A 23,931-nucleotide genomic window follows, 5' to 3' on the forward strand; every position below is an offset into this window, starting at 1 on the left:
CCATGATCCTTCGCCATCTCTTCCGCCCCTCCGTGCTGGATCGTCTGTTCGATGATTTCCCACAGGAGCGAACCGAACGGACATCAGACCGTCGGTATGACCTGGCCCACTTTCGCTGGGCCGTCCGACGGGATGTGGAGGATGTCCTGAATACGCGATCCGCGCTGTCGCTGGATATCGATCAGTGGCCTGAGCTGGAAAAGTCCCCCCTGAATTACGGCCTGCCGGACTGCTCCAACCTGAGCGCCGCCAACGCCGAGGATCGGGAGTGGATCCGCCAGCATATCGAGCGGGCCATCGATCTGTTTGAACCCCGGCTGAGCCAGGTCCGGGTGCACATCCATCTGGATGAGAAAACCGGCATCAGCCAGCTGATCTTCAGGATCGAGGCATTACTGGACGTCGATCCCTCGCCGGAGCCGGTGATGTTCGATGCCGTGCTGGATGTTTCAACACAGCTGTACCGAATAGACAGGTGATGTATGGTCGAGCTATTGCCCTACTATAACCGGGAGCTGGCGTTCTTACGTCAGTTGGGACGTGAGTTCGCCTCCCAGTATCCCAAGGTGGCCGGACGCCTTCTGCTGGAGGAGGGGGTCTCGGAAGATCCCCATGTCGAACGGCTGATCGAGGCCGTGGCATTTCTCTGCGCTCGAGTGCACCACAAGATTGATGAGCAGTTTCCCGAAATTACCAATGCGCTGCTGGGGATCCTGTATCCCCACTACCTGCGCCCGATCCCCTCGCTATCCCTGGTTCAGTTTTCGGTCGATCCGGCGCAGACCAACCTATCGGGCCCACTGCGCCTGCCGCGGCATACCAGCCTGCTGTCTCGCCAGGTAGATGGCATGGCATGCCGGTTTCGCACCGCCTACCCGGTGGAGATTTGGCCCGTGTCGGTCATCCATGCCGGCTTCGCCCCCGCGCGGCAAACCAGCCTGTCCGTGCAGCAGCAGGGAAGCGCCGGTCTGATCTGTATCCGCCTACAAACCCACCCGGGACATCATCTGAATACCCTGGGGATGGATAGACTGCGCTTCTTTCTCCAGGGGGAGCCAGCCGTGGTGCACACCCTGTATGAGCTGCTGTTCAACAACGTGACCAAGGTGGTGCTCCGCGCCGGATCGGCGGAGTGGACCCTGCCGGCCAGCATCATCTCACCGGTCGGATTCGACGAGGATGAGAGCCTGTTTGACTACGATGCCCGCTCGTCCCAGGCCTACCGCTTACTGCACGAATACTTTGCCTTTCCCGACAAGTTCCTGTTTTTTGACATGACCGAGCTGCTGCAGGCCACCCCGCTGCCGGAGGCCTGCCGGGAGATCGATCTGGTGATCCATCTGTCGGCGTTCGAGCGAGAGGGGCGCCTGGCCAAACTGACCGATACCATCGACGCCTCCACCTTTCGGCTGGGATGCAGCCCGGTGGTCAACCTGTTCCGGCAGCGGGCAGAGCCGTTGCAGGTAACCCACCGTAAAACCGAGTACCCGATTATTCCCGATGTCCGCCGCCCCTGGGGCATGGAGGTCTATTCGGTCGATGCCGTCAGCAAGCTGGTCAAGCATGACGGGCAGGAGAAGATAAAACGCTATCGCCCCCTGTTTGGCCTGCATCACGCCAACGACAGTGAGCCGCAGCGGGTATTCTGGATGGAAAACCGCCGCGGTGGGATCCGCGGGGATGACCCGGGCATGGATGTCTACTTATCCCTGGTGGATTTGGATTTTGACCCCAATCAGTCATCGTCGGAAACCCTGAGTATCGACGTGACCTGCACCAACCGAGAGTTTCCGTCCCTGCTGCCCTTCGGCGGCGACCGGGGCGATTTCGAGGTGGACGGCGGCTCTCCCGTCACCCGCATCCACTGTCTGCGCAAGCCGACGCCCACCCTGCGCCCGGCCCACGGCAGGGCCGCCATGTGGCGTCTGATCTCCCACCTGAACCTGAACCTGCTCTCCATCACCGGCGAAAACGAGGAGGCGACCGAGGCCTTCAGGGAGCTGCTCGGACTGTATAACTTCAGCGACTCCCCCGCCCTGCGTCAGCAGATTGCCGGCATTGTCAGTATCAACAGCCAGCCGGCGACGGCGCGCCTGTGCAGCCGGAATCAGGCGGCGGTGGTGCGGGGCATCGAAATCACCCTGGTGCTGGACGAGAGCCAATTTGAGGGCTCCGGGGTGTACCTGTTCAGCGCCGTGGTGGAGCGATTCGTCAGCCAGTACGGCGCCATCAACAGCTTTACCCGCCTGCACGTCCGCACCCGGCAGCGGGAACAGGCGCTCAAGCGCTGGCCGCCGCGGGCGGGCAAGGCGGTGCTGTCATGAACGACGCCCTGAGCCCAAAGTCCATGCTGGAGCAGCTGTATGCGCGGCCCTATGAGTTCGATTTTTTTCAGGCCGTCAGGATACTGGAGCTGCAGCAGCTACGGTGTGGCTGCCAGGAGCTTCCGCTGCGCTTCCGGACGCATCTCTCCCTGGCCACCCCGGCCAGCAGTGTCTATGCGCTGCAGCCGCCCGCGGCAGACCAGCCGCAGGTCATGACCATCAACTTCATGGGGCTGACCGGTCCCTCTGGGGCGCTGCCGACGCGGTATACCGAGATGCTGCTGGCGCGTCGCCTGCAGCATCGGGATCAGACCGCCCACCACTTTTTTGATCTGCTCAATCACCGTCTGATCACCCTGTTTTACCAGGCATGGCGCAAGCATCAGGCGACGGCCGATCTGGAGTGCGGCCTGCAGGCCGACTGGCGCCAGATGCTGCTCTCCCTGGCCGGTCTGGGCACGCTGGGCCTGCAGAACCGGCTGAAAAAAGACGGCGTCAATGACGATGTCTTTGCCTATTACGCCGGACGGTTCGGCACCCGCTCGCTCAGCGAGGAGGGGCTGCGCACGCTGCTGACAGACTATTTTTCCGTGCCGGTCGAGATCCTGCCCTTTCAGGGCCGCTGGCTGAAGCTGGATGAGGCGGACCTCCTCACTCTGGGGCGCCAAAACTGCACTCTGGGAGAGTGGCCGGTGCTGGGGCGACAGGTATGGGATGCCCAAAGCCAGTTTAGGATCCGCCTCGGCCCCATGAGCTATCAGCAGTTTCAGCCATTTTTGCCGGGGGGCAAGGACTTTCGGGCGCTGACCAAGCTGGTCCGTTTTGCCATCGAGATCGCCGTCACATTCGATATTCAGCTGGTGCTGGCCGCCAGCGAGGTCCCCCCCTGCACGCTGGGCGATAGTCAGGCCGGGGCGGCCCGTCCCGGATGGATTGGCTGGCTGGGAGGCCGTCCCGCCAGGCTGGGGGATGCCGACGAAGTGGTATTGCAGGCGTCAGAGTCCGGGAAGCCCGCGCGATAAGCGCGCGGGCGGGCAAGACGCGCGGCGGCCAGCGCAGATTCACGCGGAAAGCGAGCCGTCGCGCGAAGCGACTTACATTCATTAACGGGAAAGCCCGTTTTTTCGGGGAGAGGGTTCGGTGAATACAGATTTGAAAGCCTTGACGGGAAAAATGAACCAGACCTGCCATCAGGCGCTGGAGGCAGCGGCGGGCCTGTGCCTGGCGCGGGGCCATCACGAGGTCGATATCGAGCACGTGCTGCTCAAGCTGCTGGAGACCGACAACACGGATCTGGCGCGCCTGCTGCAGCACTATGGGGTCGACGCCGGCCGTTTTCAGCGGGACATTGAGCGGGCGCTGGATCGCCTGAAGGGCGGATGCAGCCGGCAGCCGGTGCTCTCCCCCCACCTGCCGCGGCTGCTGTCTGGTGCCTGGCTGATGGCCTCCGTCAACTGTGGCGAGAGCCAGATCCGCAGCGGTCATCTGATCATGGCGCTGCTGGATGACGCGGTGCTGCAGCAGCTCGCCAGGGCGATGTCGCCCGAGTGGGCGGCGTGGTCAGCGGCAGATCTGCTGCACCAGTGGCCCGCGCTGGTCGCGGGCAGTCGAGAGGCGACGACGATGAGCACGCCGGGGCCGCACGCGGGTGCATCTCCCTCGCCCGCCCTGGATCAATACACGGTAAACCTGAGCGAGCGGGCCCGCCAGGGCCAGCTGGACCCGGTTCTCGGGCGGGATAGCGAGATTCGGCAGATGATCGATATTTTGCTGCGCCGCAGGCAGAACAACCCGATTCTTACCGGTGAGGCCGGCGTAGGGAAAACCGCCGTGGTTGAGGGGCTGGCCCTGCGCATTGCGGCCGGCGAGGTGCCGGATAGCCTGCGCAGCGTTGCCCTGCGGATGCTGGATCTGGGCCTGCTGCAGGCGGGCGCCAGCGTCAAGGGTGAGTTCGAGCGGCGTCTCAAGGCGGTCATCGACGAGGTGAAGGCCTGCAGTGAGCCGGTCATTTTGTTCATCGATGAAGCCCATACGCTGATCGGCGCGGGAGGCGCGGCGGGTCAGAATGATGCCGCCAATCTGCTGAAGCCGGCGCTGGCCCGCGGTGAGCTGCGCACCATTGCCGCCACCACCTGGAGCGAGTACAAAAAATATTTCGAGAAAGATCCCGCCCTGGCGCGGCGCTTCCAGGCCATCAAGGTGGAGGAGCCCAGCGAGGAGATCGCCATGGTGATGCTGCGCGGCATGCTGACCAAAATGCGCCAGCACCACCAGGTCCGGATTCTGGATGAGGCGGTGACGGCCGCCGTCAGGCTGTCACACCGCTATTTGACCGGCAGACAACTGCCGGACAAGGCGGTCAGCGTGCTGGATACCGCCTGCGCCCGCATTGCGCTCGGGCAACGTACCCTGCCGGCCCCCGTCGAGGATGCCTGCCGCCATCTGGAGCATCTCCAGACCGAGATCACGCTGCTGGAGCAGGAGCAGGCCAGCGGCCTCGATCATGGTCGCCGCCTGGAGACGCTGCAGGAGCAGGCCCGGGTCGCCCGGGAGCACTATCAGACCCTGGAGCAGCGCTGGATCGCGGAGTGTGATCAGGTCGCCGTCATTCAGGCTCTGCAAGCGCAGCTGGAGCAGGAGGATGGCCCGGCGCGCGCTGAGGGGCTGGCCCAGCTGGAGCAGGCCGTTTTGGCGCTTGAGCAGATGCAGGGCCGGGCGCCGCTGGTGCAGACCTGTGTGGATGAGTCCGCCATTGCGGCGGTGATCTCGGCATGGACGGGGATTCCGCTGGGCAAGATGGTTCAGGATGAGCTGGAGATGGTTCGCCAGCTGCAGACGCGGCTGGCCGAGCGGGTCATCGGGCAGCCCTATGCCCTGGAGACCATCGCCCGGGGGATTCGCCTGTCCCGCGCGGGGCTCGAGGATCCCAACAAGCCCATCGGCGTGTTTCTGCTGGTCGGCTCCAGCGGCGTGGGAAAGACCGAGACCGCGCTGGCGCTGGCCGAAACCCTGTATGGCGGCGAACGCAACCTGATCACCATCAACCTGTCGGAGTTTCAGGAGGCCCATACCGTTTCGACGCTGCGGGGCTCGCCGCCGGGCTACGTCGGCTACGGAGAGGGCGGCGTGCTGACGGAGGCGGTACGCCGCAAACCCTACAGCGTGGTGCTGCTGGATGAGGTGGAGAAAGCCCACCCGGATGTCCTGGAGCTGTTCTTCCAGGTGTTTGACAAGGGGGTCATGGACGATGCCGAGGGGCGGGAGATCAACTTCCGCAATACCGTCATACTGCTGACCTCCAACGTCGGCAGCGACACCCTGATGGCCTACTGTCAGGACGGCATGACGCCGCCCGAACCGGCGCTGCTGTGTGAGGCGCTGCGGGATGAGCTGATCCAGACCTTCAAGCCGGCCTTCCTCGGACGCCTGCAGGTAGTGCCCTACTACCCGGTGCGGGGCGCGGTGCTAAAACAGATTATCCGCCTCAAGCTGGATAAGATTGCCCGCCGCTTCCAGCGCAATCATCAGGCCACCTTCCATTACGATGAGGCCCTGGTGGATGGCATCGCCGAGCGCTGTACCCAGCCGGAGAGCGGCGCCCGCCTGATCGATAACATTCTGTCGGCCCAGCTGCTGTCCGATATGGCGGACGCGGTGCTGGCGCGCATGGCCGCCGGTGAGCCGGTGTCCGATATCACCGTCTCGATGGATGAGCACGGCCGACTGACGGGATCGTTAGAGGGGAGTGACTGATGGGATTAACGTCGGATAGCCGGCTGTTGTCCTTGTCCACCCCGCTGGGCAAGGATGCCTTACAGGTGGTGCAGTGCCGGGGCGAAGAGGCGATCGCCGATCTCTACCGCTTTGAGCTGGAGCTGTTCTCCACGGACCCCGCGCTGGCGTGGCAATCGCTGGTCGGGCAGGCCGCCGCGCTGCGGCTGGCCTTGCCGAATGGCCAGACCCGCTACTGGCATGGCGTGATCGGCCGGGCCGCCTACCGGGGCGCCGAGCAACACGGATTTGCCTATTATGCCGAGCTGGTACCGCGCCTGGCCTGGCTGCAGCACGCCCAGGAGTGTCAGATCTTCCAGGAGAAGACGGTCCCGCAGATTATTGAAGCGGTGCTTAAGGCGCGGGGCATCAGCGATTTTCGCCTCTCGCTGTCGCAGCGCTACGCCCCCCGGGAATACTGCGTACAGTATCGCGAATCGGACCTCAGCTTCATCAGCCGACTGATGGAGGAAGAGGGCATTTTCTACTGGTTCGAACACAGCGAAAGCCGCCATGTGCTGGTATTGGCCGATGGCAATGCCGCGGTCCAACCCTGCAAGGTGCGCTCAGACATCGTCTATCGACCTAAGCATAGGAGCGAATCCGGCGATGATATCCAGTGGTGGATGCCCTCCCTCGCGGTCGTGCCGGCCAACGTCTTCCTGAATGCCTATACCTTTGAGCAGCCGACCGCCCATTTGCTGACCTCCAGCGCCTCCGTGGCCAAGCAGGGCAAATTGAGCGACGTGGCGGTCTACGATTTCACCGATGACTATACGCAGACCCGGGAGGGCGAACGCCGCGCCAAGCTGAAGATGGAGGGGCTAGAGGCCATGCAGGCCCGGATAGAGGGCGGCGGACGCTGCCGCACGCTGGCGCCGGGCTATGGGTTCAGCCTGCAAAAACATTTCCGCAAAGACTGTAACGGTGACTATCTGCTGCTAAGCGTACGGCACGAGATCGTCAACAACCTGCCGTGGCAGGAGCAAGAGGTGAACTACCAGAACCACTTTATCTGTCTCCCCAAATCCCTGCCCTACCGCACCCTAAGCCAAACGCCCCGCCCGGTGATCCATGGCGTACAGACTGCCGTGGTCACCGGTCCGCAGGGCGAGGAGATCCATACCGATCGGCATGGCCGGGTTAAGGTTCATTTTCACTGGGATCGCCTGGGAACGCAGGATGATAAAAGCTCCTGCTGGATCCGGGTGGCGCAGGGCTGGGCCGGGCTGGGCTGGGGGGGGATGCAGCTGCCCCGCGTAGGGCAGGAGGTGATCGTGGATTTTGTCGATGGCAATCCGGACGCCCCCCTGATCACCGGCCGGGTCTATAACGCCCACCAGACGCCCCCCTTCAAGCTGCCTGACAATAAGACCCAAAGCGGTATTCAGACCCGCAGCACCCCCAATGGCAATCCGGAGCACTTCAGCCTGCTGCGCTTCGAGGACAAGATGGGGGCGGAAGAGGTGTTCATGCAGGCGGAGCGGGATTTTCGCCGCCGGGTGAAACACGATGACGAACTGACGGTCGAGCACGACCGCCGGGTGACCATCAAGAATGACTGCGCCGAGACGGTCTCCGAGGGGAACTACCTGCAGAGCATCACCAAGGGCAAGCATACCCGGGTGATCGAGGGCGATGCCCTCACGGAGGTGAAGTCAGGCAACAGTACGCTGCAGGTGAACAAGGGGGATCACGCCACCACCGCCTCGGCGGGCAGCCTCCATCTGAAGGCAGGAACCGCGATAACCCTGAGCGTGGGCAGCAATCGTATCGTCATTGACAGCGGCGGCGTGCTCATCGAGGGCATGAATATCACGGTGAAGGGGAAACAGTCCATTGCGCTATCCGGCCTCAGCGTCGCGATAACGGGCACCCAATCGGCCAGCCTGAGCAGTTCGGCAGAGGCGGAGGTCTCCTCGTCCGTGATGACCTCCATCAAGGGCGGTATTGTCAAGATCAACTGATTTTCGCTATCCGCGCCCCCGCAGAGCCCCCCTTTTCGGCTCAGGCGCTGCGGCATGGGAGCGGTACTTGTGCAACTGAATAAGGAGGCTATCCATGGGACAACCTGCCGCGCGTTTGACGGATATGCACGTTTGCCCGATGCAGACCCCGGGCGTTCCCCCGGTGCCGCACGTCGGCGGCCCGGTCATCGGCCCCGGCGTTCCCACGGTGCTGATCGGCGGACTGCCGGCGGCGGTGCTGGGCGACATGCTGACCTGCGTCGGCCCACCCGACACCATTATCAAGGGCAGTGCCACCGTGCTGATCGGCGGCAAGCCCGCCGCCCGTATGGGGGACAGCACGGCGCATGGTGGCACGATCACGCTGGGCTGCCCCACCGTGTTGATTGGCGGCTAAGGGAGAGGACGATATGACTATCTTAGATATGGCGCGCTTGCTGGCCCCGATCGGTGAAGCTCATCCGGCGGGAGAGGATATCAGCTTCGACCCGCTGTATGACCAGATTCGGGAGGCCCGCCGGGCCGATGCCGACTACCTTGGGCAGGGAGAGTGGGTCAGCTCGCTCAAGCAGGCCAACTGGGTCGAGGTGATCCGCCTGACCAGCGAGGCGCTGGCGACGCGCAGCAAAGATCTGCAGCTGGCGGTGTGGCTGTGCGAAGCCCTGGTGCAGCGGCATGGGCTGCCGGGGCTGCGCGAGGGGCTGCTGTTACTGGATAGCCTGCTGGAGCGCTATTGGGCGGAGATGTATCCGGCGCTGAGCGACGGGGATCTGGAGGGGCGGGTGAGCCGTCTGGAGTGGCTCAATCAGATCCTTCCCCCGGCGCTGGGCTTGCTGCCCCTGACGGCCGCCCAGGATGGACGCGCCTACGGCTGGCTGGATTGGCAGGTCTCCCGAGAGGTCGATAACCTGAAGCGGCTGAACAATGAGGCGGCTCAGGCGGCCCTCAGCGAAGGAAAGCTGGATCCGGATGCCTGGGATCTCGCCGTCAGCCATACGCCCGGCGCCTTTTACCTGACGTTACAGGACGATCTGCAGCAGGCCATCCGCGCATTCCAGGGATTATCCCAGCGGCTCGACCCCCTATTTGGGCGGGATGCCCCGCGGATCAGCGATGTGGCTGAGCGGCTGGAGCAGATGCTCAGGCTGGTGACGCGGCTGGTAGAGGGTAAGGGCATGGCGCGACCCCGCGAGGCCCAGGAGCGCGCAGAGGCGCCGGCGGGCGCAGAGACCGCCGCGGTTAACGCTTCCTCTCCCGGCGTGGCCGGCGCCCCCCGAACCCGCGAGGAGGCCATTCGGCAGCTCAGCGGCATCGCCGCGTTTTTCAAGGAGACCGAACCGCACAGCCCCGTCTCCTACATCGTGGATAAAGCCGCCCGCTGGGGCAATATGCGACTGGATGAGTGGATCCGAGAGGTGGTGGAAGATGACGGCACCCGGCGGATGCTCAAAGGTGTATTGGGCTATGATGAAGAATAAGGCGATCTGGAGTGCCATCGGCTGCCTGCTGCTCAGCCTGAGCGGCTGCACCTCCGACGCGGCAAAGCAGCAGGCCCGCAGCAGCGTATCCTGGCGGTACGGCAGCCAGGCCATCTTGGTGAATGCACAAACCGCCCCGGATCTGAACAGCTACGACGGCGAGTCGCACAGCCTGGTGCTGGCGGTGGTGCAGACTCGCTCGCCGGACGCCTTCTATCAGTTAATCCAAACCCCCGAACTCGCCGGCCTCGTCTTGCAGGGCGGGCGTCCCCCTGACGGAATTTTGCAGGTAAGCCGCTATGCCCTGGAGCCCGGCCACGCTTTCCGCCTGGTCCTGGATCGCCTGCAGGAGGCGCGCCAGGTGGGGTTCATCGCCGCGTTCTACGGCCTGCCGCTAACGCAGACCTCCCGCCTGTTTGATATCCCGGTCAGCGTGACCCGCTCGGGGATACTGTTCCCGGACTGGCAAGCTGCCCCCTCCCCCCTGGCGCTGGACCTGAAGCTAGGGAACAGCGGGATCGGCGAGGCGGAGAGCCATCCGCTGGAGCGCATTCCCGCGGCCCCCGATCCGGCCAGCGCGCCGACGGCGGCTACGCCGATCCGGCTGAGCGATAGCGGCGAACCCTAGGTGCTCCCCCGGCGATCCGTTCGTTATAAATTAAAAATTAAACATGCAGTTAGATTAAAAAACTGCGCCAACTCTCCACACTGGCCTTTAGGGTGATAGATGAAAATTCACAAACCAGTTTATTGGCATCAGGGCATGTTTTTACAGCCGCAGCATTTTCAGCTGGCAGACCTGCATAGCCAATTTCAGCTCAAGCCATTCTTGGACTCCGGACTGCAGGATTTTTGGGGAGTGGGAGCGCTGACCATTTCGGAGTCAGCCCTAGGCAACCAGCAGCTCAATATCCTGTCGGCTGAGCTGCTCTTCCGCGACCACAGCTATGTCGTATGGCCGGGCAATACCATCTGTAAGCCGCGCTCCTTCGCCTCTGCCTGGCAGGATCAGAGCCGGCCGTTCAATGTCTACCTGGGGCTGAAAAAGCTGGACACGATAGAGTCCAATGTGGCCGTCGTGCCACAGCTTGAGGATGGCGCAGGGCGGAACGTCCGCTGCGTGACGACCCAGCAGGGAGACAAGCACGCGGACTTATATTCGGATGGGCCTGAAGCCGAGATCCAGAGCCTGCACTACGTGCTGCAGGTGCTGTGGGAGAGCGAGGTTGAAAAGCTGACGGATTACAATATCCTGCCCATCGCCCGGCTGGAGCGCCAGGGCGAGGTGGTTCAGCTGTCCAAGAGCTTCATTCCGCCGTGCTACATCATGGGCGGCTCCGAGACCCTGATGCGGGTGGTCCGGGATGTCCGGGACGATCTGGCGGGGCGCGCCCGCCAACTGGAGGCCTATAAAAGCCCGCGCGAAATCCGCAAGGCGGAGTTCGATGCCAGCTTTCTGATGTTTCTGCTGGCCCTGCGCACCCTCAACCGCTACGTGCCGCTGCTGTACCAGCTGACCGAATCGCCGCAGGTCCATCCGCGCAAGGTCTACGACATGCTGCGGCAGATCGTCGGCGAGCTGTCCACCTTCAGCGAGCGCTGCGACATGCTGGGCTCCAGCGGCGAAAACAGCCCGGGGCTCCCCCCCTACCGCCATCAGGACATCGCGCCGGGGCTGTTAACCGTACGCGATCTGATTATTCGTTTATTGAATGAAATATCGATCGGACCCGATTTCCTGATCGCCCTGGAGCCGAGCGGGGAGTACCTGACGGCGCGGCTCCCCAAGAGCCTGCTGGAAGATCGTAACCGCTTCTACCTGATCGTCCGCAGTGACATGGCGCCGGATACCCTGCAGGCCGCCTTCCGGGCCCGCGCCAGGCTGGCCGAGGCCGACGCATTGCCCTTACTGATCCAGCGCGCCTTGCCGGGGATCACGCTGACGCCGCTATCGTCCGTTCCCGAAGGCTTGCCCCGGCGCTCCTGCTCGTTTTATTTCCAGATCGATACCCAAAGTGAAGCCTGGCGGCAGGTCGCCGAGAGTTGCCACGTCGCGTTCAACTGGTTCGATGCCCCAGATGACCTCAAAGTAGAATTGGTAGGAGTGAGCCGGTGAGTTTATCGGAAGCGTTTATTCAGCCCATGCTCTACGTGCGGCAGTATCTCCAGGCGCCCGAAGGCGAGGCGTCATTATTCCGTGAGCGGCTGCAGTCATACCTGCACCACAGCCAGCTCCGGGCCCAAGAGGCGGGGGAAAGTCCGGCCGCGATCGACTCCGCCCTGTATGCCGTTGTGGCCTGGATGGATGAGACCATCATGTGTTCGACGTGGGACGGCGTGGCGACATGGCGACGTGACCCCCTGCAGGCCAGCTACTTCAACACCGTCTGCGCCGGGGTTGACTTCTTCGACAAGCTGACCGCCCTGAGCCCCGAGGCCGATGACGTCAGGGAGGTCTATCTGCTGTGCCTGGCCCTGGGATTTGAGGGGCGCTATGCCGGCCCGGCGGGCCAGACCGCGCTGACGCAGATCAGGGTGCACCAGCTGAGGGATCTGCACGGCGAGGTATGGGAGGCGTCGCGACGTTTATTTCCAGAGGCCTACCCGAGATCCTCGGTCACGCCGACGCAGCAAACGCGATGGCTGACCCAAAGCCGCTTTACCACCATCGTCGTGCCGCTGGTCATCCTGGTCGCCCTGTACGGCATTTTAAACTGGGTATTATATGAATACGCGGATCTCGCGCTGGAGTGGCTGCCATGAAACGTCTCTTCAAATGGATAGCGATCGTCGTGCTCCTGAGCGTACTGGCGATGCTGTGCTGGCTGCTCACGCTGTGGCAACGCTGGCCCGCCGCCGCCGCATGGGTGCTGTTTCTCGCCATTCTGGCCGGCGCCCTGCTGACCCGCTATCTCTGGCGTAAGGTGCGGGCATGGCGTACCCGCAGCCTGGAGGCGGAGCCGGTTGAAAAAGCCCGAGCCGCGGAGCGCCATCCCATGACGCTACAGCGCCAGTGGAAAGCCGCCACGACCCTGCTGAAGCACTCTCAGCTGCGCCGGTTCCGCCACCCGCTGCAGGTTCTGCCCTGGTTTATGCTGCTGGGCCGCCCGGGATCGGGAAAATCGGCGCTGCTGGCGCAGTCGGGCCTGGCCGCCCCCTTGGATTTGCCCCATGAGCTCAATGACGGCAAGGCGCCCGTCGACTGGTGGTATTTCGACAAGGCCGTCATTCTGGATATCTCCGGCCAGTTCGTACAGCCGGAGGCATCACAGGAGACCCGCTCCACCTGGAACCGGATGCTGGATCTGCTGGGGCGCGATCGCGCCCGGGCCGGATTGAACGGGCTGGTGCTCACGGTATCGGCCCAGACCCTGCTGTCCGCAGACGGGGGCGGCGTGGTCGACGAGGGACGGCTGATCCGCACTCGCATAGAGCAGCTGATCCGTCTGTTCGACAGGCGCTTCCCCGTCTACGTGCTGGTGACCCAAATCGACAGCCTGTACGGCATGGAGGCCTGGTCCCACCTGCTGACCCCGGAGGCGCTGGATCAGGCCATGGGCCATGTGGTGGACGAACCGGAGAACGGCCGCGACGTCCGCGACGTGATAGATATCGCCTTGGGTCGGGTCAATAGCCGGCTGAAAACCATGCAGCTGACGATGCTGCTGCAGCACCCGGATGCCGATCCGGCCTTACTGATGTTCCCCACCGAGCTGGCCAGGCTGGCCGAGCCCCTCAAGCGCTATGTCTATCATGCCCTGGGAGACAGCCCCTATCTGGAGTCGCCCATCTTGCGCGGCGTATTCTTCGCCAGCGCGGTCCAGAAGGGAAACACCCGCAGCGGGCCCGAAGATCAGCAGGAGATTGCGCTGCAGGAGGCGGCGCATGACACCGTCAAACGCGGGGTCTTTGTCCGGGATCTGTTTAACCGCGTCCTGCCGGCCGACCGTCATCTGAACCGCCCCGTCGCCGTGACCAGTCCCTGGCGGCGCCTGAACCGCCATCTGGGCCTGTTCGCCTGGTGGCTGTGCGTGGCCGCCGCCCTCGGGTATCTCGGCGTATCGGTCGTATACTGGCAGCACACGCTGGACGATCTGCGCCAGCGCTATCCGGCGACCATGGCCATGAATCGCGCCCTGCCCCACGACATGCAGATGATGATAGCCCAGCGGGATGCGATTTATTGGCTGGAAAACAGAAACGCGCAGTGGGCCAGCCGGGTACTGGCATTCCAGCATCAGTTGCTCTCGGTTGAAGCGGATGCAAAATCGCAGTATGTAAATGACTTTAGCCAATATATTTTACCCAGCCTGGACAAGGCGATTCAGCAGAGCACCACGGCGGACAGCATCGCATCCCATCCCGACGGGCTGGTGAACGCCATTCAGGTGGAGGTCCGCCGCGCCAACCTGCTACGGGCGAGGCTGCGAGGCTCCAGCTACGGAGCGCTGATGGCCATGCCCCCGATACCAACGCCCCCCCTGCGGTTACTGTACCCGGCGCTGGATTCGGATACGGTATCCCGTTTCAATGACCTGTTCCTGGCCCAGCTGGCCTGGTCAACGGATATCCAGCAGCAGAACGCCCGCCTGCTGCACCTGCAGGCGCGGCTCCGGCAGTTGGCGGCGCAAAGCGCCACCCTGGACTGGATCATTCCCTGGGCAAACGCCCAGCCGGATCTGACCAGCGTGACCCTGGACGACTTCTGGCAGGGCTCACTGCGGCCGGATAAATTGCCGGAGGTCGATGCGGCCTACACCCTGGAGGGGCAGCAGCGTATCCGCGCATTCCTGGTGGAGATGCGCAGCAGCATGCCGAACGACATCGCCTTCGACAAAAAACGGGCCGCCTTCTGGCATGAATATGCGCAGAAGCGCTTGCAGGCCTGGCAGGACTTCGCCGGACAGTTCTCTCAGGGAGAGCGGATCCTGGCAGGTCAGGGAGAGTGGCAGAGCACCATTGACAGACTGCCCCACGATGACAACCCGTATCTGCGCCTTGCCCGCCGCCTGTTGACCGAGTTTGCCGAGATGCCGGATGACCTGCGCCCGGGCTGGCTCCGGGTGCTCCCGCAGTGGCTGGAGATACGCCAGCGCGCCCACCAGCAGGCCCTCGTCAGGGTCCCCGGACTGGTCAGCGATGTGGGCGGCATGATCCTGCGCGGGACGGCGCAGAAGGGGGCGCTGGATCAGACCCGCAGCCAGCTCGTCGGCCGGCTGGATGCCATCCGCCTGTATCAGGAGTATCAGGCGGCCATGACCCAGGCCATGAACAGCGTCGTCATCAGCCAGGCCCAGGCCACCAAAGTGGCGGCGGACTTCCATGGCTTTGACAGCCAGCAGAGCGGGCAGTCCTCACTGCAGACGGCCTATGCACGCCTGATGAGCCTGCGCAGCCTGCTGGGATACAATCGGCCCGATGAACAGCTCACCTGGGGGCTGATGGCGGGCCCCTTGCAGCTGGTCATTCGCTATGCCGATCAGCAGGCCTCCTGCTTCCTGCAGAGCGCGTGGCAGGACCGCGTCATCGCGCCATCGCGCTGGACCCTCAATCAGGCCGAGCGGGCGGATAAGCTGTACGGTGACAATGGGTTGCTCTGGACCTTTTTATCCGGGCCGATTAAGCCGTTTATCCAACGTAACGATAGCGGCTGGCAGGAGGTGGATACGCTGGGGCAGTCCGTCCCCTTTACCGCAGACTTTCTGCCATTCATCAACCGGGCCCTTATCCGCCAGGTTGATCTGAAGGCCGGGAAAATCGCGCTACACCAGAAACAGCAGCAGGCCACCCTGGCCCAGCAGCAGCAAAAGCAGCGCTGGCAAACCGTGGCCGCCGAGTCTGGCGAAAAGCTGGCCGAGCTGAACACCGCCGCCGCCGCCCTGAAGGCGAAAAGCTATCCCGTCGCCCTGACGGGGCTGCCGACGGACGTCAACAGCAACGCCAAGGCCAAGGTCGTGGGAACCCTGCTGACCATGCAGTGTACCAATGCCACGCTACGGCTAAACAACCTTAACTTTGCCGTGATGCAAAGCGTACTCTGGTCACAGCAGCAGTGCGGCCAGGTGACGCTGCAGATCCGGCTCCCGGCCTTCACGCTGACGCGCAGCTATCCCGGGCCTCAGGGCTTTGTCCACTTTTTACGGGATTTCCCGGGCGGGGCCCGCCGGTTTACCCCGGCGGACTTCCCCGTCGACAAAAGTCGGATGGCGGCGGTCGGGCTAACCCAGATTACGGTACGCTACCGCATCGCCGGACAGGAGACGCTGCTGCAGGACGCCGCTCAGCTGGCGCAGGCCGAGCGCGATATTCAGTCAGCCCAGACCCGCCAACAGCAGGCGCAGCAGGCCCTGCTGACGCTGAATAGGCCGAGCGCATCGGAGAGCCTTCCGCCGCTGGATACGCTGCCGGGGCTGACGATGATGAGTGTGCCGGAGCGCATCGGGCAGTGCTGGCGGGGGGATATTCGCCTGGCCAGAGAAAACGACGGCATTGGCCGGCTGATGAGTGAACTGGTCGCGAAACAGTTAAGCGACAAGCCGTAATGGCGCCGGCGAGGTGCCCGCTTCCGGGATGCGCGGCTGACCGCGGCGCACGGCGCTGGGCGGCCGAGCCTGCCGAGCGCCGCGCCGCGATCAGCGCCCGGCAATCACGACGGGCGCGGGCGGGCGCTGAGTTAGCCGTGAAGCTGCGTCAGCAGCGCCTGACACGCCGGCGGCAGCGGCGGTGGCGTCTGTGGTTTGGCCGGCGCGCTATGCGGCGGCGGCGGCTGGAACCAGCTGGCCAGCTCCGCGCCGCAGCCATCGCCGGCCGGCGGCGGGGTCTGTGCCTCGCAGGCTGCGCTGCCCGGTGGACAGCGCAGACGCACGTGCATATGGGCGCGATGGGCAAACCACGGGCGCACTTTATGCAACCAGGCGCGATCGCCGCCGGCCGTATCGCACAGCTGACGCTTGATCGCCGGGTTGACAAAAATACGCGTCACCTGAGGATCCTGCGCCGCCAGCCTGATCAGCTCAGCGACCTGCGGCGTCCAGCGCGACGGGATCACCCTGTCGGCGCCGACGGCCACCAGATCCTGCGGCACCGGCTGCCGCAGCTGCTGCGGCGTCCAGCGCGCGTGGGGCAGCTGTAGCCAGATATCCACATCCAGCCCCGACTGATGGCTGGCGTGACCGCCGTTGAAGCGCCCGCCGGCCGGCATCGCCATATCGCCGATCAGCAGGGTGCCCAGACGCTGCGCACGGGCCTCGGCGCCCAGACGCGCCACGAACGCCAGCAGCGTCGGATGGCCGAAGTAGCGCCGCTGATCGCTGCGCATGACCTGATAGTTCTCCGACGTCAGCGGCAGCGCCTGGGCGCCGATGATGCAGCCATTGGCGTAGCTGCCGATGGCCTGCGGCGCGCCGGCCACCGGTTGGGTAATCCGCTGCCAGGGCGTCTGAGTCTGCGCCAACGCCGGCAGCGCGCACAGCGCCGCCAGCCACAACCACATGCGTTTACGCACGCCGTTCACTCCTTTACCAGCGCGGTATCGTACAGGCGACATCCGCACACTGCGCACGCTGGCGCAGCAAATGATCCATCAGCACCAGCGCCATCATCGCCTCGGCGATCGGCACCGCCCGGATCCCCACGCAGGGATCGTGGCGGCCGCGGGTGACCATGGTCGTCGCCTCGCCGTCGCGGGTAATGGTCTGCCCCGGCACCATAATGCTCGACGTCGGCTTCAGCGCCAGACGCGCCAGCAGCGGCTGACCGCTGCTGATCCCGCCCAGAATGCCGCCGGCATGGTTGCTGAGAAAGCCCGTCGGGCTGATCTCGTCACGGTGCTCGCTGCCGCGCTGCCCCACCACCGCAAAGCCGTCGCCGATCTCGACGCCCTTCACCGCATTGATGCTCATCAGCGCATGGGCCACGTCGGCATCCAGGCGATCGAAGACCGGCTCGCCCAGCCCGGGGGGAACCCCGGTCGCCATCACCATCACCTCGGCGCCGATCGAGTCGCCGCTCTTTTTCAGATCGCGCATCAGGGCATCCAGCGCCGCCAGCTGCTGGACATCGGGACAGAAGAAGGGATTCTGCTCTACCTGCGCCCAGTCATACTGACGGCAGACGATATCGCCCATCCGGCTCAGGCAGGCGCGGATAACGATGCCATGCTGCTGCTGAAGGTATTTTTTCGCGATCGCCCCGGCGGCGACGCGCATCGCGGTCTCCCGCGCAGAGGAGCGCCCGCCGCCGCGGTAGTCGCGCAGACCATACTTCTGCTCATAGCTGTAGTCAGCGTGACCCGGACGAAACAGATCCTTGATGGCGCTATAGTCCTGCGAGCGCTGATCGGTGTTCTCGATCAGCAGTCCAATACTGGTGCCGGTGGTCACCCCCTCAAAGACACCCGACAGGATCCGCACCCGATCATCCTCTCGCCGCGCCGTGGTGTAGCGCGATGCGCCGGGGCGACGGCGATCGAGATCGTGCTGCAGATCCGCCTCGCTCAGCGCCATTCCCGGCGGAACGCCGTCCACAATGCAGCCCAGCGCCGCACCGTGTGACTCGCCGAAGGTGGTGACTCTGAATACCTGACCAATGCTGTTTCCCGCCATGTCACTCTCCTGGTTACCCTGACGCCATCAGGGGACTGCCTGTCTCTGCATTCGGAATAAAGGGGGGCAGGCCTCGCGCCCGCCCCCGCGATCAGCTGCGGTAAAGGGCGAAGTGCTCCGCGCACGCCAGCAGCTGCTGACGCGTCAGCATAAAGACGCCGTCGCCGCCGTTATCGAACTCCAGCCAGACAAACGGGATCGACGGATACTGCGCCATCAGGTGCACCATGCTGTTACCCACTTCACAGATCAAGACCCCGTCATCGCTCAGATAGTCCGGCGCACAGGCCAGGATACGGCGTACCAGCTTCAGGCCATCGCTGCCTGCGGCCAGCCCCAGCGTCGGCTCATGGCGGAACTCGTCGGGCAGATCGGACATGTCCTCTTCATCGACATAGGGCGGGTTGGTCACGATCAGGTCATAGCGCAGCGGCGGCAGCTCACGGAACAGATCGGAGCGGATCGGCGTCACCTGCTGCTCCAGGCCGTGCTGCTGAATGTTATGCTCCGTCACCGCCAGCACATCGCTGGAGATATCCACCGCGTCCACTTCGGCCTGCGGGAACGCATAGGCGCAGGCGATGGCGATGCAGCCGCTGCCGGTGCACATATCCAGAATATGCTGCGGCTCATGGCCGATCAGGCCGGAGAAGCGATTGTCGATAAGCTCGCCGATCGGCGAGCGCGGCACCAGCACCCGCTCGTCCACATAGAATTCGTGCCCGCAGAACCAGGCCTTATTGGTCAGATAGGCGACCGGAATACGCTCATTGATACGGCGGATCACCCGCTCAACGATACGGTGACGCTCACTCAGGGTCAGACGGGCGCTACGCATATCCTCGGGAATGTCCATCGGCAGATAGAGCGACGGCAGCACCAGCTGCACGGCCTCATCCCACGCGTTATCCGTGCCGTGGCCGTAGTAAACCTCAGCGGCGTTAAAGCGGCTGACGGTCCAGCGCAGCATATCCTGAATGGTGTGCAGTTCGTTTACCGCCTCATCGACGAAAATCTTGTCCAAAGTAGCCTCCAGCAGCGCTCGGAAAGTCATGCCTCACGGCATAGATTACATAATATTGAGTGATACCCGTCTGGGTATAGCGGCTGTAGTGTGCCATGAAGCCACGGACAAATCAGCAAGGATCCGCTGCCGACGGCGGTTTTACTTAGCGCGGCGCCCATCTGCGGTTACACTGTGATTATCAGCAAGAAATCAGCGAACCGTCACAGCATGAGCAAGAAACATTCCATCAATGGCGATGACGCCGCCCTGTTCCGCACCGTCGTCGCCGGTATCCGCCCCCTGAGTCAGGACAAGGTGACCCATCGCCCGGCGCGCCTGACGCGCCAGGCGGCGCCGCAGAAGGTGCTGCAGGAGCAGATCGACGCCAGCTTCTATTTTTCCGATGAGTTTCAGCCCAACTTGAGCAGCGACGGGCCAACCCGCTACGTCCGCCCTGACGTCAGCCACTTTGAGCTCAAGCAGCTGCGCCGCGGCGACTACACCCCGGAGATGTTTCTCGATCTGCACGGTCTGACCCAGCTACAGGCCAAACAGGAGCTAGGCGCGCTGATTGCCGCCTGCCGCCGCGAACACCTCTGCTGCGCCTGCGTCATGCACGGCCACGGCAAGCACGTTCTCAAGCAGCAGACGCCGCTGTGGCTGGCACAGCATCCCAACGTCCGCGCCTTTTATCAGGCGCCGCGCGAATGGGGCGGCGATGCCGCGCTGCTGGTGCTCATTGACGTCGATGAACGGGAGACGCCGCGCCTCTGAGACGCGGGTTCCTCGCCGGCCGCCGTCGGGCGACGGGGCCGAAAAGAGGATCAGAGGCCGTCGGCCAGTTGGGATGGGCTCACCTGCCACGCCAGCTCCCCCGCAGCCCCGTTCAGGGTCACGGCGGCGATAGCCGAGGTCGAAAACATCGGCGGCGTCTCCTGTGGGCAGAGGGCAGAAACCAGATAGCCGACCAGCGGCAGATGTGAGATCACCAGCACCCGCTGCGACGCCTGCTGTGACAGCGCCTCAAGGTAGCTGGCGGTAACGTCGGCATCGCCGCCCGGCACCAGCTCATTTAGGATCTCGACCTCGCTCGGCAGCGACAGCGCCTCGCGCACCGCGGCCAGCGTCTGCTGCGCTCGCAGATAGGGGCTGACCAGCACCCGATCGATGTTCTCAACCTGGCTACCCAGCCAGGCCGCCATGCGCACGGACTCGGCATGACCGACCTGCGTCAACGGACGCTGCGCATCGCTGGCGGCCTCAAGCGCCGCTTCACCGTGACGCATAATAAAAACTTGCATATTGCACCGCTACTGTTGGTAAACGCCGACGCCACCGTGCGCGGCCTTTACACCCTGGTGGAAAGAAAAATATCGTTGCTCAATGCATCCTTTTCCGCGCCAAGTCGGAAGAGCAAAGGATCGCGGTGGGGCTACCGCCGATTTATTGTTATCACGTGGCGGCGCGCGCCTTTATAAGCGCGCTGTTAACGACGCACCCCGTACGCCGCAGGGACGAAAACTACCCCGTTCACCGCCGACTGTACAGATCTTAAAGGCAAAAGAGTTGCAGCCAGTGATCCGGCTCTCATCCCCCTGCGGGGGGCCCGACGCCGTCGGCCCGCGCGGCGGATGACCTCCGGTTACAAAAAAACGCACGGTCTCCCGTGCGTTTTGACGCCCAGCGTGCAGCTTAGCGCAGGCCCAGCTGGAAAATCAGCGTCTCGGCCTGGCAGCAGAACAGGAAATCGATGTTCAGCTCAAAACCCTGCGCATTCTGCGCAATGCTGCTGGTGATCTGGCACGGCTCTGACGCGACGGACTGCGCCTTTTCAGTCAGCTGAGCCAGCATCGCCTGAGCCTCATCCTGGCTGGCAAATAGATGACGGTAAGATGCGGTGCAGTCGGTATTGTCCATCACGGTACCTACGTCTACACAACAGCATGCCGCGGTTTCAGTCGCGCTGCATTTATTGATTGCATCGGTCATTTCGCTTGTCTCCTCAGTGGGGCAACCGCCCCGATAGTCGTGCCAATGATGATCTGGCTCAAAAAACAGGATATTTACGCTTATTTTACCTCGCCCGCCTTTTTCACACTAGCGCCAGGAAGGCGGAATTACGCATCGCGCTAAAATAGCGTCATCGCCGCAGTCGGCGGCGTTTTTTCGCCTATTTTTACCCTTGCTGGTAATAAATTGACAACAAAAATAACAAACCAAAAACAGTAACTCCCTGAGATTAAAGAACAATATTGCAACATTCAGCGATTGCCCCGCGCCGATATGACACTGGTCTGATTTGTTAGGCCGCCGCTCCCCCCTACAATCCGCGCTCCTTGTTACGACGTGTAACATTGTTTAAAAAAAGTTCTACGAGGCTTCGGATATGCGCCAGAAAAAAATGTTTACTCGATCGGCGTTAGCCGCGGCGGTAGCACTACTCTCTTCCAACGTCAACGCGGCGGGCTTTCAGCTCAATGAATTCTCCGCGGCCGGACTGGGCCGTGCCTTCTCCGGCGAAGGGGCGATGACCGATACGCCGGCCTCCGCCAGCCGCAACCCAGCCGTGCTGAGCACCTTCGACCGTCCGGCGATCTCCGTCGGCGGCATCTATATCGATCCGGGCGTCGATATCACCGGCACCTCGCCGACCGGTAAGAGCCTGAACGCGCACGACATCGCCCCGGGCGCGATGATCCCCAACCTGCACTACGTGCAGCCGCTGAACGATCGCTGGTCCATCGGCGCCTCCGCCACCAGCAACTACGGTCTGGCCACCGAGTTCAACGATAACTACACCGCCGGCGCCTTTGGCGGCACCACCGATCTGATGACCGCCAACTTTAACCTGAGCACCGCCTACCGTCTCAACCAGCAGCTGAGCTTCGGCCTGGGGGTCAATGCGGTATACGCCAAGGCGAAGATCGAACGCTATGCCGGCGATCTGCCGCAGATGCTGGCCCCTAAGCTGCCGCAGCCGTATCAGTCCATGGCCATGAACATTCCCGCCAATACCCAGATTGCCGACCTGAAAGGTCACACCTGGGGCTACGGCTGGAACGCCGGGATCCTGTATCAGGTAGACGAGCGTAACCGCTACGCCCTGACCTACCGTTCAGAGGTCAAGCTCGACTTTAAAGGCGACTACAGCAGCGCCCTGCCCGCTAACCTGAACCCGATCTTGGGCGTCATCGGCCTGCCGATGGGCAGCAGCGGCCAAGTCATCCCAGGCAAGCTGAGCATGACCCTGCCGGCGATGCTGGAGGTCTCCGGCTATAACCGCGTGGCGTCGCAGTGGGCTATCCACTACAGCCTGGCCTATACCACCTGGAGCCAGTTTAAAGAGCTGAAGGCCACCGATAACAGCAACGATACCCTGTTCCAGAAGGATGAGCAGTTCCACGATGCCTATCGTATGGCGCTGGGGGCCACCTACTACTACGACGATAACTGGACCTTCCGCGGCGGCGTAGCCTTTGACGCGACGCCGGTGCCGGCGGAGCACCGCTCCATCTCCATCCCGGATCAGAACCGCGCCTGGCTGAGCGGCGGCTTTAGCTACGCCTTCAATCGCGATCTCTCCGTGGACGTCGGCGCCTCCTATATGCACGGCTCCCACGTTGACTTCAAGGAAGGCCCCTACACCTTCCGCTCCGTCGGCAAAGCCTGGCTGTACGGCGCCAACCTGAACTACGCGTTCTAATCGCGACGCCGTTGCAAACCGAGCGCCCCTGCGGGGGCGCTTTTTTTTATCTCCACGTCCGCGGCCGCCCGGCAAACCACCGCCATGCGGTGCCAACGATGATGGCGCGAGAGTGATGATGGCGATAGAGAGGCGCCGACGCGGCAAAGTCCGGCGGCATAGCAAGGGTCACGAGAGAGGGACGCACAGCGAGCGCGGCGCGGCAGAGATAAAAAACGGGCGCCCGTTGGGCGCCCGCGCGGCTATATGGCTCAGTTAGCCGAGTCGATGTCCTTCAAATCGTCCTGGATCGCCTGCGCATTGGGGTTGGTCTCCGGCTGAACCTGGCCGCCGTTGACCAAGAAGTCATTGTACTGGAAATAAGCCTCGCGCACCGTGATGTACGGATCGGGCGAGTTGCGCAGCAGGCCGTCGGAGTCCAGCAGCTGGGCCCGGGTTTCAATCCCCTCCAGCGCCCACTTACCGGCCGACATCCAGAAGGTCAGCCACCCCAGCGGCGGATAGAGGTAATCCACCGAATCGCCCCCCTCCTGGCGCAGGGTAAAGCTACCGTAGCCCGGCAGCACGACGTAGGGGCCGTAGGGGATATGGTAGTAGCCCAGCGTACTGCCGAAGCGCTGCGGATCCTGCTTGCCCAGCTTGTCAGGGTTGGCCATCGCCGCAACGTCGATCAGCCCGCCCATCCCCAGCGTCGTGTTGAGGAAGAAGCGGTTAAAGTGACGGAAGCCGTCATAAATCCGCCCCTCGGCAAAGCTGTTCACCATGCTGGCCGGCTCCGCCAGGTTAACGAAGAAATTCATCAATCCGTTACGCGCAGGGCGAGGAACGTAGTCACGCCATACCACGGCCACCGGCCGCACCAGGTAGGGGTCAAGGTAATCATAGTTCACGCTGAACATGGCCCGGTTAAAGCCCTCCAGCGGATCCGATCGCCCCTGTGTATCCTGCTGGGAAGACCCCGTGGCACAGCCAGCCAATACCACGCTTGCCAGGGCCACCCCCGCCAGACGATATTTCATAATTCACTCCATAAACAAGAACGCCCCTCTACGGGGCGCCCTTCACCAGCCTTACGCACC

At 63.3% G+C, this 23,931-nt stretch carries 19 protein-coding genes; 13 read left to right on the plus strand and 6 right to left on the minus strand.

What is annotated here, in order from left to right:
* Window positions 1–2 precede the first annotated feature (2 nt).
* The 11 genes from tssE to L1P05_RS11660 all read left to right on the plus strand — a co-directional run bounded on the left by tssE (window position 3) and on the right by L1P05_RS11660 (window position 16,082).
* Entirely contained in the window at window positions 3–479 is a 477-nt protein-coding gene (gene tssE / locus L1P05_RS11610) for a type VI secretion system baseplate subunit TssE (protein WP_015461951.1), read from the plus strand.
* Window positions 480–482: 3 nt separating this feature from the next.
* Window positions 483–2,324, plus strand: coding sequence for a type VI secretion system baseplate subunit TssF (tssF, locus tag L1P05_RS11615; protein ID WP_012849263.1), 1,842 nt, complete (start codon window positions 483–485; stop codon window positions 2,322–2,324).
* On the plus strand, window positions 2,321–3,346 hold the full coding sequence (gene tssG, locus L1P05_RS11620) for a type VI secretion system baseplate subunit TssG (RefSeq protein WP_012849264.1): 1,026 nt from the start codon (window positions 2,321–2,323) through the stop codon (window positions 3,344–3,346). The genes tssF and tssG overlap by 4 nt, the downstream gene beginning before the upstream one ends.
* A gap of 151 nt (window positions 3,347–3,497) precedes the next feature.
* On the plus strand, window positions 3,498–6,077 hold the full coding sequence (gene tssH, locus L1P05_RS11625; protein WP_034168298.1) for a type VI secretion system ATPase TssH: 2,580 nt from the start codon (window positions 3,498–3,500) through the stop codon (window positions 6,075–6,077).
* The gene (locus L1P05_RS11630; protein WP_015461955.1) at window positions 6,077–8,062 is read left to right on the plus strand and encodes a type VI secretion system Vgr family protein; all 1,986 of its coding nucleotides are present in this window, start codon (window positions 6,077–6,079) and stop codon (window positions 8,060–8,062) included. The genes tssH and L1P05_RS11630 overlap by 1 nt, the downstream gene beginning before the upstream one ends.
* 94 nt (window positions 8,063–8,156) lie before the next feature.
* On the plus strand, window positions 8,157–8,459 hold the full coding sequence (locus tag L1P05_RS11635; RefSeq protein WP_012849267.1) for a PAAR domain-containing protein: 303 nt from the start codon (window positions 8,157–8,159) through the stop codon (window positions 8,457–8,459).
* A 13-nt stretch (window positions 8,460–8,472) separates the two neighbouring features.
* Window positions 8,473–9,540 (plus strand): type VI secretion system protein TssA, encoded by a 1,068-nt coding sequence (tssA, locus tag L1P05_RS11640; RefSeq protein ID WP_012849268.1) that lies wholly within the window; start codon window positions 8,473–8,475, stop codon window positions 9,538–9,540.
* The gene (locus L1P05_RS11645) at window positions 9,527–10,168 is read left to right on the plus strand and encodes a type VI secretion lipoprotein TssJ (RefSeq protein WP_012849269.1); all 642 of its coding nucleotides are present in this window, start codon (window positions 9,527–9,529) and stop codon (window positions 10,166–10,168) included. The genes tssA and L1P05_RS11645 overlap by 14 nt, the downstream gene beginning before the upstream one ends.
* Before the next feature lie 99 nt (window positions 10,169–10,267).
* Window positions 10,268–11,656, plus strand: a complete 1,389-nt coding sequence (gene tssK / locus L1P05_RS11650) for a type VI secretion system baseplate subunit TssK (protein WP_012849270.1) — start codon at window positions 10,268–10,270, stop codon at window positions 11,654–11,656.
* On the plus strand, window positions 11,653–12,303 hold the full coding sequence (locus tag L1P05_RS11655; RefSeq protein WP_012849271.1) for a DotU family type IV/VI secretion system protein: 651 nt from the start codon (window positions 11,653–11,655) through the stop codon (window positions 12,301–12,303). The genes tssK and L1P05_RS11655 overlap by 4 nt, the downstream gene beginning before the upstream one ends.
* Complete coding sequence (locus tag L1P05_RS11660) at window positions 12,300–16,082, plus strand: type VI secretion protein IcmF/TssM N-terminal domain-containing protein (protein WP_012849272.1); 3,783 nt, start codon at window positions 12,300–12,302, stop codon at window positions 16,080–16,082. The genes L1P05_RS11655 and L1P05_RS11660 overlap by 4 nt, the downstream gene beginning before the upstream one ends.
* Before the next feature lie 131 nt (window positions 16,083–16,213).
* Here the strand turns inward: L1P05_RS11660 and mepA are convergent, their stop codons facing one another.
* From mepA to prmB, 3 genes are all read right to left on the minus strand, one after another.
* Window positions 16,214–17,032 carry a penicillin-insensitive murein endopeptidase gene (gene mepA / locus L1P05_RS11665; RefSeq protein ID WP_034168301.1) on the minus strand — a complete coding sequence of 273 codons (819 nt, stop codon included), beginning with the start codon at window positions 17,030–17,032 and terminating at the stop codon, window positions 16,214–16,216.
* A 25-nt stretch (window positions 17,033–17,057) separates the two neighbouring features.
* Window positions 17,058–18,143, minus strand: coding sequence for a chorismate synthase (aroC, locus tag L1P05_RS11670; protein WP_012849274.1), 1,086 nt, complete (start codon window positions 18,141–18,143; stop codon window positions 17,058–17,060).
* Window positions 18,144–18,234: 91 nt separating this feature from the next.
* On the minus strand, window positions 18,235–19,167 hold the full coding sequence (prmB, locus tag L1P05_RS11675; protein ID WP_012849275.1) for a 50S ribosomal protein L3 N(5)-glutamine methyltransferase: 933 nt from the start codon (window positions 19,165–19,167) through the stop codon (window positions 18,235–18,237).
* A 210-nt stretch (window positions 19,168–19,377) separates the two neighbouring features.
* Between prmB and smrB the strand changes: the two genes are divergently transcribed.
* Window positions 19,378–19,923, plus strand: a complete 546-nt coding sequence (gene smrB, locus L1P05_RS11680) for an endonuclease SmrB (RefSeq protein ID WP_041692530.1) — start codon at window positions 19,378–19,380, stop codon at window positions 19,921–19,923.
* A gap of 50 nt (window positions 19,924–19,973) precedes the next feature.
* Here smrB and sixA read toward each other — a convergent pair whose 3' ends face one another.
* Both sixA and L1P05_RS11690 read right to left on the minus strand, forming a co-directional pair.
* A complete protein-coding gene (gene sixA / locus L1P05_RS11685) occupies window positions 19,974–20,450 on the minus strand; it encodes a phosphohistidine phosphatase SixA (RefSeq protein WP_012849277.1) in 477 nt (158 codons plus the stop codon).
* Window positions 20,451–20,841: 391 nt separating this feature from the next.
* Complete coding sequence (locus L1P05_RS11690; protein WP_015461965.1) at window positions 20,842–21,138, minus strand: YfcZ/YiiS family protein; 297 nt, start codon at window positions 21,136–21,138, stop codon at window positions 20,842–20,844.
* A 397-nt stretch (window positions 21,139–21,535) separates the two neighbouring features.
* Between L1P05_RS11690 and fadL the strand changes: the two genes are divergently transcribed.
* Complete coding sequence (gene fadL, locus L1P05_RS11695; RefSeq protein ID WP_012849280.1) at window positions 21,536–22,852, plus strand: long-chain fatty acid transporter FadL; 1,317 nt, start codon at window positions 21,536–21,538, stop codon at window positions 22,850–22,852.
* A gap of 251 nt (window positions 22,853–23,103) precedes the next feature.
* Here the strand turns inward: fadL and mlaA are convergent, their stop codons facing one another.
* The gene (mlaA, locus tag L1P05_RS11700; protein ID WP_012849281.1) at window positions 23,104–23,871 is read right to left on the minus strand and encodes a phospholipid-binding lipoprotein MlaA; all 768 of its coding nucleotides are present in this window, start codon (window positions 23,869–23,871) and stop codon (window positions 23,104–23,106) included.
* Window positions 23,872–23,931 lie beyond the last annotated feature (60 nt).

The organism is Edwardsiella piscicida (assembly GCF_021733145.1).
GTDB classification, from domain to species: domain Bacteria; phylum Pseudomonadota; class Gammaproteobacteria; order Enterobacterales; family Enterobacteriaceae; genus Edwardsiella; species Edwardsiella piscicida.

What these genes read in the sequence shown, in the direction of transcription:
- tssA (WP_012849268.1), top strand. Translation starts at nt 8,473, where the DNA reads ATGACTATCTTAGATATGGCGCGCTTGCTGGCCCCGATCGGTGAAGCT.
- fadL (WP_012849280.1), top strand. Translation starts at nt 21,536, where the DNA reads ATGCGCCAGAAAAAAATGTTTACTCGATCGGCGTTAGCCGCGGCGGTA.
- aroC (WP_012849274.1), bottom strand. Translation starts at nt 18,143, where the DNA reads ATGGCGGGAAACAGCATTGGTCAGGTATTCAGAGTCACCACCTTCGGC.
- mlaA (WP_012849281.1), bottom strand. Translation starts at nt 23,871, where the DNA reads ATGAAATATCGTCTGGCGGGGGTGGCCCTGGCAAGCGTGGTATTGGCT.
- L1P05_RS11690 (WP_015461965.1), bottom strand. Translation starts at nt 21,138, where the DNA reads ATGACCGATGCAATCAATAAATGCAGCGCGACTGAAACCGCGGCATGC.
- smrB (WP_041692530.1), top strand. Translation starts at nt 19,378, where the DNA reads ATGAGCAAGAAACATTCCATCAATGGCGATGACGCCGCCCTGTTCCGC.
- L1P05_RS11635 (WP_012849267.1), top strand. Translation starts at nt 8,157, where the DNA reads ATGGGACAACCTGCCGCGCGTTTGACGGATATGCACGTTTGCCCGATG.
- tssK (WP_012849270.1), top strand. Translation starts at nt 10,268, where the DNA reads ATGAAAATTCACAAACCAGTTTATTGGCATCAGGGCATGTTTTTACAG.
- tssH (WP_034168298.1), top strand. Translation starts at nt 3,498, where the DNA reads ATGAACCAGACCTGCCATCAGGCGCTGGAGGCAGCGGCGGGCCTGTGC.
- tssF (WP_012849263.1), top strand. Translation starts at nt 483, where the DNA reads ATGGTCGAGCTATTGCCCTACTATAACCGGGAGCTGGCGTTCTTACGT.
- mepA (WP_034168301.1), bottom strand. Translation starts at nt 17,032, where the DNA reads ATGTGGTTGTGGCTGGCGGCGCTGTGCGCGCTGCCGGCGTTGGCGCAG.
- sixA (WP_012849277.1), bottom strand. Translation starts at nt 20,450, where the DNA reads ATGCAAGTTTTTATTATGCGTCACGGTGAAGCGGCGCTTGAGGCCGCC.
- L1P05_RS11645 (WP_012849269.1), top strand. Translation starts at nt 9,527, where the DNA reads ATGATGAAGAATAAGGCGATCTGGAGTGCCATCGGCTGCCTGCTGCTC.
- tssG (WP_012849264.1), top strand. Translation starts at nt 2,321, where the DNA reads ATGAACGACGCCCTGAGCCCAAAGTCCATGCTGGAGCAGCTGTATGCG.
- L1P05_RS11660 (WP_012849272.1), top strand. Translation starts at nt 12,300, where the DNA reads ATGAAACGTCTCTTCAAATGGATAGCGATCGTCGTGCTCCTGAGCGTA.
- L1P05_RS11630 (WP_015461955.1), top strand. Translation starts at nt 6,077, where the DNA reads ATGGGATTAACGTCGGATAGCCGGCTGTTGTCCTTGTCCACCCCGCTG.
- tssE (WP_015461951.1), top strand. Translation starts at nt 3, where the DNA reads ATGATCCTTCGCCATCTCTTCCGCCCCTCCGTGCTGGATCGTCTGTTC.